Here is a 12,754-nt window from a genome sequence, read left to right on the forward strand (position 1 = left end):
GCACTGATGAGCCTGCCGCCTGCTGGAACGCGTCTGCGATCCGGCGGAGCGGCACGGCTCTCGTGTGTCCCAACAACCGCATAAGAAGCGCGGAGCCGATATGTTCAAAGATGGCATCGAATCCTCAGGCAAGACCCAGTTTCCCGGTGTGGCGGCAAGCGCCAGTGCGAGGGGCGGGTCGGACAGCGACGCGCGCGATGCCTGGGATCGGGTTCGCCGTCGGCTGCGGGCCGAAGTCGGTGAGGAAGTCTATTCGAGCTGGTTCCCGCGCATCGAGCTCGATGGGATCAATGACGGCTTCGTGCGCCTGTCCGTGCCCACGCGCTTCCTCAAGACCTGGATTCAGCAGCATTATATCGAGCGCCTCGTCGCGCTGTGGCAGGAAGAAGCCTCGGCGGACCGCGTCGAACTGATCGTCCGCACCGCCGTGATGCGCACGCCGGGCGCCGCTCCGATGCCGGTGCGCGCCGCCATCACGCGTGTCGCGCCACCCGTGGAAGCCGAACCCACGCCGTCGACTCCGGCCTCGCTGACCAATCCGGCCGAGGTGGCCAATGGCTCGCCGCTGGACCCGCGCCTTACGTTCTCGACCTATCATCTTGGCGACTCCAACCGCCTCGCCCATGCGGCGGCGCTGAAGGTGGCACATGCGCCCGCCGGCAGCGGCCCGGTGTTCAACCCGCTCTATCTCCATGCGGCCGTCGGACTGGGCAAGACGCACCTGCTTCAGGCCATCGCCGCCGACGGCGCCGGCCATGGTCGCCGCGTCGTCTATCTCACCGCCGAGCGCTTCATGTATGGCTTCGTCGCCGCGCTGAAGAGCCAGTCCTCGCTTGCCTTCAAGGAGCAGCTTCGCGGCATCGACACGCTCGTCATTGACGACCTGCAGTTCCTGCAAGGCAAGAGCGTGCAGCAGGAATTCTGCCACACGCTCAATGCCCTGATGGATTCCGGCCGCCAGGTGGTGATCGCCGCCGACCGTCCGCCCGCGGAGCTCGACGCGCTGGAGGAACGGGTACGCTCGCGCCTCGCCGGCGGGCTCGTGGTCGAGATCGCGCCGCTCGACGACGAACTGAAGCTCGAAATCCTGAACGCCCGCATCGCGACGCTGGCGCAGCAGCATCCCGGCTTCAGCGTTCCGCACGACGTGCTCAACTTCATCGCCCGCCATTGCGGCCAGAACGGCCGTGACCTCGACGGCGCGCTGAATCGCTTGCTGGCGCATAACCAGCTCACCTCCCGCGCCATCACGCTCGAAATGGCCGAGACCGCCGTGCGCGACCTGGTGCGGTCGAGCGAACCCAAGCGCGTGCGGGTGGACGATATTCTGCGCGTCGTCGCCAAGCACTACAATGTCAGCCGCGCCGACATCCTCTCCCAGCGCCGCACCGCCAATGTGGTGAAACCGCGCCAGATCGCGATGTATCTCGCCAAGATGCTGACCCTGCGCTCGCTGCCGGAGATCGGGCGGCGCTTTGGCGGGCGCGATCACACCACGGTGCTGCATGCCGTACGCAAGATCGACGGCCTCGTCGGCACCGACCGCGTGCTCGCCGATGAGGTTGAGACGCTGAAGCGGCTGGTCAACGACGAGTAGCTGCGGGCGCCGAAGACGGCGTTTTGCCCGATATACCCGCAGATTTCCCCATCATTTCGGCGCATCCCTTTGGTGCGCCGCTTGCCTTGATACGCGAGGGGCGGCAATGTCGGCGCCCCCGGCGGCGCGGTCGCGCCGCTGCCCGGGGCGCGTGGCCGGGGTCGTTCGGCCGCCCGTGCCTCGTGCACCTTTCCTTTTTCGTAAAGCCACGGGTGTCGCGGCCATGAAGGTCACTGTCGAGCGGGCCGAGTTGCTCAAGTCTCTGGCCCACGTCCATCGTGTCGTCGAGCGGCGCAACACCATTCCGATCCTCGCCAACGTGCTGATGCGGAGCGATCCGCGCGGGCTCGCGCTGCGGGCCACCGACCTCGACATCGAGATTGTCGAGACGATCGCGGCCGAGGTTCAGGAAGAAGGCGCGACAACCGTTCCCGCGCATACGATCTACGACATTGTCCGCAAACTGCCGGAAGGCGCCCAGGTGCAGATCGAGACATCGGGCGACCGCAGCACGCTCACCGTGCGCGCTGGCCGTTCGCGTTTCGCGCTGCAGACACTGCCGGAGAATGAGTTCCCCGATCTGGCCGCCGGCGAGATGACCCATAGCTTCACCCTGCCGGCCGGCGAGCTGAAGCGCCTCGTGGACAAGACCCAGTTCGCGATCTCGACCGAAGAGACCCGCTACTATCTCAACGGCATTTATCTCCACGTAGCGGACGCTGGCGGACCGGTGCTGCGCGCCGTCGCCACTGACGGCCATCGCCTGGCGCAGGCGCAGACAACCGCGCCTGCCGGCGCCAGCGGCATGCCCGGCGTCATCGTGCCGCGCAAGGCCGTCGCCGAAATCCAGCGCCTTGCCGAGAATGCGGATGCCGAGGTGACGGTCGAGCTTTCCGCCGCCAAGATCCGCGTGTCGCTTGATCGCGTGGTGCTGACCTCCAAACTCATCGACGGCACCTTCCCGGATTATGGCCGCGTCATTCCGGTCGGCAACGACAAGACACTGGTGGTCGACAAGGCCGATTTCGCTTCCGCCGTCGATCGCGTCTCCACCGTGGCCAGCGAGCGGGGCCGGGCGGTTAAGCTCTCCATCGCCGATGGCAAACTGACCCTCTCCGTCACCAATCCGGATTCGGGCAGCGCCACGGAGGAGATCGAGGTCGAATACGCGGCCGAGGCGATCGATATCGGCTTCAACAGCCGCTACCTCCTCGACATCACCTCGCAGATCGAAGGCAGCACGGCCGAGCTGAAGCTCGCCGATCCCGGTTCGCCCACCCTGGTGCAGGACCCGGACAAGCGCGGCGCGCTCTATGTGCTGATGCCGATGCGGGTGTGAGCGCGGCCACGACGGTTACGGCCCGCCTCGCGCGCTTGCGGCTGACCGATTTCCGCAGCTACCCGTCTGCGGATATTCGCGTCGGCAAAGGGCCCATCGTGTTGCTGGGCCAGAACGGGGCCGGGAAGACCAATCTTCTGGAAGCCATCTCGCTGCTTGCGCCGGGTCGTGGCCTGCGGCGTGCCACGCTCGACCAGTTTGCGGCGCGTCGGCCCGGCGCCCAGGGGTGGGCGTTGTCCGCCGTGGTCGAAGGGGCGTATGGCGAGGTCGTGCTCGGCACCGGCGTCGAAGCCGATAGCGAGACGCGAACCCGCCGCTGCCGCATCGACGGCGAGAGCGTGGGGTCGGCTGCGGCCTTTGCCGCCCATGTCCGCATTGTCTGGCTGACGCCCGACATGGACGGGCTGTTTCTCGGCCCGCCTTCGGAACGTCGGCGTTTCCTCGACCGTCTGGTGCTGGCGGTCGATGCCGAGCACGGGGCGCGGGTCAACGCGCTGGAGCGGGCGCTACGGTCGCGTAACCGCCTGCTTGAGGAGCCCACGACCGATCCCCGCTATCTCGACGCCGTGGAACAGGAACTGGCGGCGCTCGCGATCGCGGTGGCTGCAGCGCGGATGGAGACCGTGCAACGGCTTGCCGCTGGCATCGCGCAGGGGCGCGAGGCGCATGACGACGGCGCGTCCCTTTTCCCCTGGGCAACGGTTGCGCTTGACGGGGAGGTGGAGCGCGCGCTGGCAACCGAGCCGGCAACGGTCGTCGAGGATCAGTACCGGATGGCCTTGCGGGCCGCCCGCCCGCGTGACCGCGCGGCAGGGCGGACCCTGGAGGGGCCGCATCTGACCGACCTGCTCGTCGGCCACGGTCCGAAAGCCATTCCCGCCGGACAGGGTTCCACCGGCGAGCAGAAGGCGCTGCTGATCGGGCTCGCCCTCGCACATGCCCGCCTGGTGACGGAGATGACGGGCGGAACGCCCGTCATGCTCCTCGACGATGTGGTCGCCTATCTCGACCCCGAACGGCGCATCGCCCTTTTTGCCGCGCTCGACGCGCTCGGCGCGCAGGTGTGGATGACCGGCGCCGACCCCTCGGCCTTCGCGGCGCTTGCCGGAAGGGCGGAAACCTTCGCGGTGACGCCCGGCCATGTCGAGAGGCACGCCTGAACCCTTGAAATAAAAGGGAAAATGCCCTAGAAATCGGACCATCCCAATGGGCTTGTCGGCGGGCTCCGTCGTCGTGGCCATTCACCCGGGCGCCGGCCTGTCAAAGTGCTAACGCCCCGCCACGAATTCACCGTGCGAGTGCGGTATAAATCCCAATCACATCCTCGATTCGTAGAGCTTCATTCCATGGCCGACCCTGACAACGCTCCGTCCCCCGCCGCGAACACCGCGAACGGGGAAGACTATGGCGCGCAGTCGATTCAGGTGCTTCGCGGCCTCGACGCGGTGCGCAAGCGCCCGGGAATGTATATCGGCGATACGGATGACGGCTCCGGTCTCCACCATATGGTGTATGAGGTGGTGGACAACGCCATCGATGAAGCGCTGGCCGGCTATGCCAATGAGGTGACGGTCACGCTGAACGCTGAAGGTTCGGTCACCGTGACCGATAATGGCCGCGGCATCCCGACCGACATCCATGAAGAAGAAGGGGTTTCCGCGGCGCAGGTCATCATGACCCAGTTGCACGCGGGCGGTAAATTCAACCAGAACTCCTATAAGGTCTCCGGTGGCCTGCACGGCGTCGGCGTCTCGGTGGTGAACGCGCTTTCCACAACTCTCGACCTCACCATCTGGCGCGGTGGATATGAATACTTCATGCGCTTCCGCCACGGCGACGCCGAAGCGGACCTGAAGCAAACCGGGCCCGCGCCGGAAGGCCGGCGCGGCACGCGCGTGACATTCCTGCCGAGCCCGGAAACCTTCACCAAGACCGAATTCGACTATGGCACATTGGAACACCGGCTGCGCGAACTCGCCTTCCTCAATTCGGGCGTGCGGATTGTCCTGACCGACGCGCGCCATGCCGAGGTGAAGCGCGAAGAGATGATGTATGAAGGCGGCGTCGAAGCCTTCGTGCAGTATCTCGACCGTTCCAAGCAGGCTCTGTTGCCCAAGCCGATCGTGATCCGCGCCGAGCGCGACGGCATCATGGTGGAATGCGCGCTCTCATGGAACGACAGCTACCATGAGAACGTGCTGTGCTTCACCAACAACATCCCTCAGCGTGACCGCGGCACCCATTTCACCGGCTTCGCGGCGGCCCTGACTCGCCAGATCATCGGCTATTCAGAGCGCTCCGGCATCGCCAAGAAAGAGAAGGTCGACCCTACCGGCGAGGATTGCCGCGAGGGCCTCACCGCCGTGCTTTCGGTGAAGGTGCCTGACCCGAAATTCTCATCCCAGACCAAGGACAAGCTGGTCTCGTCCGAGGTGCGCCCAGTGGTCGAGGCGCTGGTGAACGATGCGCTCGGCACTTGGCTCGAGGAGCACCCCGGCGAGAGCAAGGCGCTGGTGACCAAGGTGGTCGAAGCCGCTGCTGCACGCGAAGCGGCGCGCCGGGCGCGCGAACTCACCCGCCGCAAGAACCCTCTCGATGTCGCTTCGCTGCCCGGCAAGCTCGCCGACTGTCAGGAACGCGATCCGGCCAAATCCGAACTTTTCATCGTCGAGGGTGACTCGGCCGGCGGTTCCGCCAAGATGGGCCGCAACCGGGCCTTCCAGGCGATCCTGCCGCTGCGCGGCAAGATCCTGAATGTCGAGCGCGCCCGCTTCGACAAGATGCTCTCGTCCGACCAGATCGGCACGCTGATCACGGCGCTCGGCACGGGAATCGGCCGCGACGACTTCAATGTCGACAAGCTGCGCTACCACAAGATCATCATCATGACGGACGCGGACGTGGACGGTTCCCACATCCGCACCCTTCTGCTGACCTTCTTCTTCCGCCAGATGCCGGAACTGCTTGAACGCGGGCACATCTACATTGCCCAGCCGCCGCTCTATAAGGTGACGCGCGGCAAGTCCGAGCAATATCTCAAGGACGAGCGTTCGCTGGAAGATTACCTCATCACCCAGGGCCTGGACGAGGCGTCCTTGCATCTTGCCACCGGCGAAGTGCGCGGCGGGGCCGATCTTCATCATGTGCTGGAAAGCGCCCGCTCCTTCCGCCATGTGATGAACGGCCTGCATCCACGTTACAACCGCGCGGTGGTGGAGCAGGCGGCGATCGCCGGCGCGTTGACGCCCGGCCTGCTGGTCGAGGAAGAACGCGCCTCTGAGATCGCCACTATCGTCGCCGGCCGGCTTGACCGGATCGCCGAGGACACGGAACGCGGCTGGACCGGCGAGGCTGATGGCGCCGGCTTCCGTTTCACACGGACCGTGCGCGGGGTGAAAGAAGTGGCCGTGCTCGACGCCACCTTCATCGGCTCCGCCGAGGCGCGCCGGCTCGACAGCCTGGCGGCCGACCTGCAGGAGGTGCATGCCGACCCCGCCACCCTGCGCCGCAAGGGATCCGAAACCCTCGTCTTCGGCCCGATGGACCTGTTCGATGCCGTGACCGATGCCGGCCGCAAGGGCGTCGCGCTGCAGCGCTACAAGGGCCTTGGCGAGATGAATGCCGAGCAGCTGTGGGAGACGACGCTCGATGTCGATGCCCGTTCGCTGCTGCAGGTGAAGGTGAAGGAAGTCGCGGACGCCGACGACCTGTTCAACCGTCTGATGGGCGATGTGGTGGAACCGCGCCGCGAGTTCATCCAGGACAATGCGCTGCGCGCCAGCGTCGACGTCTGAGGCCCCTTCCGCAAAGCGCTGTGCTGGCGCAGATGTGAGGGGCGGACGGCTCGTCGCGAAGCCCGCCCGCCCCATAGTCTTGTGCGACTTCCCTTACGACAGGAGCCGCACCATGCTCACATCCCTTCGCCCGTCACGCACGATGCTCGGCGCCGGCCTTGCCGGCCTCCTTGCCCTCTCGGCCCCCGCTCTCGCCCATCACGGCTGGAGCTGGGCGGAGAGCGAGCAGATGACGCTGGAAGGCACCATCAAGACCATCTCGATGGCGCCGCCGCACCCCTCGCTTGAGGTGACGGCCAGCGACGGCACGCTCTGGCAGGTCGATCTCGGCAATCCCCGCCAGACTTCCGCTTCCGGCTTCACCGGGGATACGGCCAAGCCCGGCGACGCCATCACCGTGCTTGGCAACCGAAATCGCGACAGCGCCAAGGCCCATATGAAAGCGGTGCGCATCACCCTCGCAGGCACGAATTACGACATGTACCCCGAGCGGATCGGCCGCAACTGAGGTTGCCGGTGGAAGAGCTGTGGGGCACTCTCGCCGCGCTGGCAGATTGGCCCGGCGCCCGCGCCCTGCGGGCGTCGTGGATCGCCTACCTCCTCGTCAATGCGGCCCACATTCTCGGCGTCGCGCTGCTGCTCGGCGCCATTCTCGTGCTCGACCTGCGGCTGCTTGGTGCGTTCGGCGCCGTGCCGCTTGCCGTGATGGGGCCGCTTCAGCTGCGGGTGGCGGCTTTTGGCCTTGGCCTCGCTGTGCTCACGGGGGCGTGGCTGTTCTCGATACGCCCCATCGACTATGCCGCCAACCCCGCCTTCCAGATCAAGCTGGCCCTCCTGGCTGCGGCGCTTGCGAATAGCGGGCTTCAGCACACGAATGCAGACTTCCGGCGGGCGATGACGGGCGCGCCTGTCACGCCGGCTGTGCGCGCCTGCGCCGCCGCCTCGATTGTGCTCTGGATCGCCCTTCTCGTGGCGGGCCGGTGGATCGGCTTCGCCTGAGGCGGGCTTGGCCGCAAGTTCACTCGCCTTCGCCGTCCGCTGGCACTAGAGTGCCCCGTCCTTCGCGTCGAGTTCTTGCCCATGATGTCCCTGCCCTCCCCTGCCCCGCGCACTGGCGCCCGCCTCCTCGTCGACGCCCTCCTCGCCAACGGCGTGACCCGCACCTTCGGCGTGCCCGGCGAAAGCTATCTCGACGTGCTGGATGCGCTGTCCGACAGCGCCATCGACTTCGTGATCTGCCGGCAGGAAAGCGGCGCGGCGATGATGGCGGAAGCCTGCGGCAAGCTGACCGGGCGGCCGGGAATCTGCTTCGTCACGCGCGGGCCCGGCGCTACCAATGCGAGCGCCGGCATCCATATCGCCCAGCAGGATTCGACGCCGATGATCCTGTTCGTCGGCCAGATCTCGCGGGCGATGCGCGGTCGTGAAGCGTTTCAGGAGGTCGATTACCGCGCCGTCTTCGGCCCGCTCGCCAAATGGGCGGTGGAAATCGACGACGCGGCGCGCATTCCGGAAATCGTCTCCCGGGCCTTCCGCGTCGCCATGCAGGGCCGGCCGGGGCCGGTGGTCGTCGCCCTGCCGGAAGACGTGCTGAGCGCGCTCGCCGAGGTGCCGGACGCGCCTGCCGTGGAGCCGGCCGAAACCTGGCCGGGCCTTGCCGACATGATGCGGCTGCAGCGCCTGCTCTGGGCGGCCAAGCGGCCGCTGATGATCCTTGGCGGGGCGCGCTGGAACGAACGCGCGGTCGCCTCCGTCACCCGCTTCGCCGAGCGCTTCGACCTCCCCGTGGCGGTCAGCTTCCGGCGGCAGATGCTGTTTCCGGCGGATCACGCCTGTTTCGCCGGCGACATCGGTTTCTCCGTCAATCCGAAGCTCACGGCCCGTCTGAAGGACGCCGATCTCGTCATTCTCGCCGGCGGGCGGTTCGGCGAGGTGCCCTCGCAGGGCTACAGCCTGCTCGGCATTCCCGATCCCGGCGTACCGCTGGTGCATGTTCATGCCGATGCCGAAGAGCTGGGCCGGGTCTATCAGCCCGCTCTCGCCATCAACGCCTCCTCAGGCGCCTTCGCCTCCGCGCTGGAAGGGGTGCAGCCGCCGAACGCCATCACCTGGGGTGACTGGCGGGCGCAGGCGCGGGCCGATTATCTCGAATGGACCGAGGCGCCCCCCGCCAATCCCGGCGCGGTGCAGATGGCGAGCCTCGTGCACTATCTGCGCGCCCTGCCCAAGGACACCATTGTCTGCAATGGCGCGGGCAATTTCGCCATCTGGGTGCACCGCTTCCATCGCTTCCGCGCCTATGGCACGCAGCTCGCGCCAACGTCGGGCTCCATGGGCTATGGCCTGCCGGCTGCGGTCGCGGCGAAGATCTCCCAGCCGGAGACGCCCGTCGTGGCCGTGTGCGGCGACGGGGATTTCCTGATGACTGGGCAGGAATTCGCCACCGCGGTGCAGTATGGCGCGCCCATCGTCGCCATCGTGGTGGACAATGGCATGTATGGCACCATCCGCATGCATCAGGAGCGCGAATATCCGACGCGTGTTTTCGGCACGACGTTGAAGAATCCGGATTTCGCCGCCTATGCCCGCGCCTTTGGCGGCTTCGGCGTGACGGTCGAGTCGAACGAGGCGTTCGTGCCCGCGCTCGACGCGGCCTTTGCGTCGGGCCTGCCGGCGATCGTGCACGTGAAGCTCGACCCGGAAGCGATCACACCGACCACCTCGCTCAGCGCGCTACGGGATAAGGCGCTGGCGACCTCCCCGCGCGCCTGAGGGTCAGCCCGGAGCCTTGTGGACTGGATCGACCCAATAGACTTCCTCGGGCATCTCCACGGGCTCGACATGGGGGATGTTCACCACAACGGCCTCATTGTCCGAACGCACCAGCACGCAGTCGAGCGGCTGGTCGGGGTCGGCGTTTATTTCCTGATGCGGCACATAGGGCGGCACGAAGATGAAGTCGCCCGCCTCGGCCTCCGCCACATATTCCAACCGCTCGCCCCAGCGCATGCGGGCGCGGCCGCGCACGACGAAGATGACACTCTCCAACGCCCCGTGATGGTGCACGCCGGTCTTCGCGTTGGGTTCTATGGTGACCGTACCCGCCCAAATTTTCTGGGCTCCGACCCGAGCGTGATTGATCGCCGCCTGACGGAACATGCCAGGGGTCTGCGCGGTATTGGCGTCGAGCGCGTCGCCCTTGATGACGCGCACGCCATCATGCTTCCAGCGCGCAGCACCGGAATCGTCGGGCGAGTGATCGCGAGCGTGATGGTCGGAATGGTCCATGGCGTCCTCCTCAAGCACAGAAGAGTAGGACGCCATGGGACCTGCGGAAAGCGCGTCAGTGCGCGCCGTTGGCGAGTTCACCGGAAAGCGCCCGCGCGATCAGGGCGCGGGTTTCGGGAATGCCATAGGCGGCGACGAAGCCACCGAAACGCGGGCCTTCCTTCTCGCCGAGCAGAAGCTCGTAGAGCGCGCTGAACCACGCAAAGGTCACGCCCGGGCCGCCGGAAGGGCTTTTGCGCTTGTGGTCCTGATAGCGCGGTTCGGCCCGGCCGACATCGAGCACGGCGTTCTGGATCGCGTCGCGATCGTCGCCATCCACTTCCGCCAGCGCCGCGTCGAGCCGTGCCAGAGCCTGCGCCTCGACCTCGTCGGGCAGGCGATAGCTCCGGTGCGGCTTCACCCGGTCGATGAAGTAGCGCACCGCATAGCCGGCCAGCTGGTCGACGGTCGGGTGGGTTTCCGGCGAGGTGCCGGGCGCATAACGCTCGATGAAGCGCCAGAGCACGCCCTTGTCCTCGGCATTGGAAGCCGAAGCGAGCTTGAGCATCAGACCGAAGCTCAGCGGTAGCTCCTCCACCGGCGGGTTGCCGGAATGGATGTGCCAGACAGGATTGCCGAGCCGGTTCTTCCAGTCCTGGGTCGGATAGCGGGCGAGGAAGCTGAAATACTCGTCCACCGCCTTGGGGATCACGTCGAAATGCAGCTTCTTGGCCGAACGCGGCGACTGGAACATATACAGCGCCAGGCTCTCCGGGCTGGCATAGGTCAGCCATTCGTCGATGGTCAGGCCGTTGCCCTTCGACTTCGAGATCTTCTGGCCGTTCTCGTCGAGGAACAGCTCATAGACGAAATGCTCCGGCGCGATGCCACCGAGGATTTCGCTGATCCGGTCATAGATCGGGGCGTTGGTCTGGTGGTCCTTGCCGAACATCTCGAAATCGACATCGAGCGCCGCCCAGCGGGCACCGAAATCCGGCTTCCACTGCAGCTTCACATGGCCGCCGGTCACGGGAAGGGTCTTGTCCACCCCGTCCTCGTCCGTGAAGGTGATGGTGCCGGCCTTCGCGTCGACGGCCTTGAGCGGGACATAGAGCACGCGGCCGGAAACCGGCGAGATCGGCAGGAAGGGAGAATAGGTCGCCTGCCGCTCCTCGCCCAGCGTCGGCAGCATCACGTCCATGATGGCCTCGTACTTCTCCGCTGCCTTCAGTAGCACGGCATCGAGCTTGCCGGAGAAATAGTAGTCCGTGGCGCTGGCGAACTCGTAGTCGAAGCCGAACGTGTCGAGGAACCGACGGAGCATCGCGTTATTGTGGTGGCCGAAGCTCTCATAGCCGCCGCCGAACGGGTTCGGCACCTTGGTCAGCGGCATTTGCAGATAAGGCTTCAGCGCCGCCGGGTCCGGAACGTTTTCCGGAATCTTGCGCATGCCATCCATGTCGTCGGAGAAGCACAGCAGACGCGTCGGAATCTTGCCCTCGGTCAGCACGTGGAAGGCGTGACGCACCATGGTGGTGCGCGCCACTTCGCCAAAAGTGCCGATATGCGGCAGGCCGGACGGGCCGTAGCCGGTCTCGAACAGAACCTCGTCTTTGGGTTTCCGCTTCAGACGCTCGACGATCTTGCGGGCTTCCTCGAACGGCCAGGCGCCGGCGGTTTCCGCCAGCGTGCGCAGTTCGACTGCAAAATCTTCGACCGGAGCGGTCGCCGTCATGATAGGCCCTCCTGGGCTTGGCTTCACTGAAACGTCAAAGGCGGCCGCGCCGCCTCGGCCCATGCTCTAGGTAGTGCGGCGGTCCGCGTCAATAAACGCTGATCGGGAACCAGCGCAGGTAGAGGTCGGTGTACACCCCCTCCTCCCACAGTTGGGCCAGCGCGTAGTTCAGCGACTGGCGCAGAGCGTCGTTGCCACGCTTGACCGCAATTCCCATCCCCTCGCCGAAATAAAGGCTCTCGGTGAAGGGGCCGCCGACGAAGACACAGCAGCCAGCGGAGGCCGTGCCGTTGAGCCACAGGGCGAGTTGCACGCCATCGCCAAAAAGCAGGTCGATGTCGCCCTTCTGCAAGGCAGCTCGCGCCGCGTCCGCATCGGGAAAGCGGCGGATGGCGATCTCGTTGAAGAAGTCGCGCAGATACGCCTCATGCGCGGTGTCGACGACCACGCCGACCGATTTCGAGGCGAGCGCGTCCGGCGTGACCTGCTGTGCGGGATCGCCGCGACGGGCGACGAAGCGGGCGGGCGAGCGGAAGTAGCGATCGGAGAAGTCCGTGCGCTCGCGGCTGGCGGCGGAAATGGCGATACCCGCGATGGCGGCATCCGCCTTGCCGCTGTCCAGCGCCTCGACGAGTTGCTCGAACGGCATAATCTCCAGCGTGCAGCGAATGGCGAGTTCGGTGCAGATGGCGCGGGCGATGTCGACATTGAAGCCGGTCGGGCGCCCGTCCTCGCCGCGGAAGCTGAAGGGCGGATAGTCCTCGGTGGTGACAAAACGTATCTGGACCGGCAGGCGGGTGACATCCGGCCGCTCCGGCCGTCGCTTGGGGTCCCAGAAGCCTGGAACCATCACCGCCTCGGAAGCCCCAGCGGCGGCGGATGTGGCCGGCCCCTGTTGCGCCCACGCCACACCACCCTGCAATCCCAGCGCAAGGACAGCCACCCCGGTAAGCACCGTCATCAAACAGGACTTAACTGCCGGATAAAAATACCGCACACTTTCCTCGCGCTGGATCAGGCGG

Annotated in this window: 10 protein-coding genes; 7 read left to right on the plus strand and 3 right to left on the minus strand. The window is 66.3% G+C overall.

Features of this window, described 5'->3' with window-relative positions; genetic code table 11:
* The first annotated feature begins 100 nt into the window (after positions 1-100).
* The 7 genes from dnaA (at position 101) to K9D25_RS00035 (ending at position 9,502) form a co-directional block, all read left to right on the plus strand.
* The gene (gene dnaA / locus K9D25_RS00005) at positions 101-1,597 is read left to right on the plus strand and encodes a chromosomal replication initiator protein DnaA (RefSeq protein ID WP_244378047.1); all 1,497 of its coding nucleotides are present in this window, start codon (positions 101-103) and stop codon (positions 1,595-1,597) included.
* 223 nt (positions 1,598-1,820) lie between these two features.
* Positions 1,821-2,936: a DNA polymerase III subunit beta gene (gene dnaN / locus K9D25_RS00010; RefSeq protein ID WP_244378049.1), complete on the plus strand. Its 1,116-nt coding sequence runs from the start codon at positions 1,821-1,823 to the stop codon at positions 2,934-2,936.
* Positions 2,933-4,096, plus strand: coding sequence for a DNA replication/repair protein RecF (gene recF, locus K9D25_RS00015; RefSeq protein ID WP_244378051.1), 1,164 nt, complete (start codon positions 2,933-2,935; stop codon positions 4,094-4,096). The genes dnaN and recF overlap by 4 nt, the downstream gene beginning before the upstream one ends.
* Positions 4,097-4,282: 186 nt before the next feature.
* A complete protein-coding gene (gyrB, locus tag K9D25_RS00020; protein ID WP_244378053.1) occupies positions 4,283-6,730 on the plus strand; it encodes a DNA topoisomerase (ATP-hydrolyzing) subunit B in 2,448 nt (815 codons plus the stop codon).
* 112 nt (positions 6,731-6,842) lie between these two features.
* Positions 6,843-7,238, plus strand: a complete 396-nt coding sequence (locus tag K9D25_RS00025; RefSeq protein WP_244378055.1) for a DUF6152 family protein — start codon at positions 6,843-6,845, stop codon at positions 7,236-7,238.
* 8 nt (positions 7,239-7,246) lie between these two features.
* Positions 7,247-7,729, plus strand: a complete 483-nt coding sequence (locus tag K9D25_RS00030) for a DUF2214 domain-containing protein (protein WP_244378056.1) — start codon at positions 7,247-7,249, stop codon at positions 7,727-7,729.
* 81 nt (positions 7,730-7,810) lie between these two features.
* A complete protein-coding gene (locus K9D25_RS00035) occupies positions 7,811-9,502 on the plus strand; it encodes a thiamine pyrophosphate-binding protein (RefSeq protein ID WP_244378057.1) in 1,692 nt (563 codons plus the stop codon).
* A 3-nt stretch (positions 9,503-9,505) separates the two neighbouring features.
* Here the strand turns inward: K9D25_RS00035 and K9D25_RS00040 are convergent, their stop codons facing one another.
* The 3 genes from K9D25_RS00040 to K9D25_RS00050 form a co-directional block, all read right to left on the minus strand.
* On the minus strand, positions 9,506-10,018 hold the full coding sequence (locus K9D25_RS00040) for a cupin domain-containing protein (protein WP_244378059.1): 513 nt from the start codon (positions 10,016-10,018) through the stop codon (positions 9,506-9,508).
* 55 nt (positions 10,019-10,073) lie between these two features.
* Positions 10,074-11,732, minus strand: coding sequence for a lysine--tRNA ligase (locus K9D25_RS00045; protein WP_244378060.1), 1,659 nt, complete (start codon positions 11,730-11,732; stop codon positions 10,074-10,076).
* 88 nt (positions 11,733-11,820) lie between these two features.
* Positions 11,821-12,582, minus strand: coding sequence for a transporter substrate-binding domain-containing protein (locus tag K9D25_RS00050; RefSeq protein ID WP_244378062.1), 762 nt, complete (start codon positions 12,580-12,582; stop codon positions 11,821-11,823).
* Positions 12,583-12,754 lie beyond the last annotated feature (172 nt).

The sequence above is a fragment of the Ancylobacter polymorphus genome (genome assembly GCF_022836935.1).
In the GTDB taxonomy this organism is placed as follows: Bacteria; Pseudomonadota; Alphaproteobacteria; order Rhizobiales; family Xanthobacteraceae; genus Ancylobacter; species Ancylobacter polymorphus_A.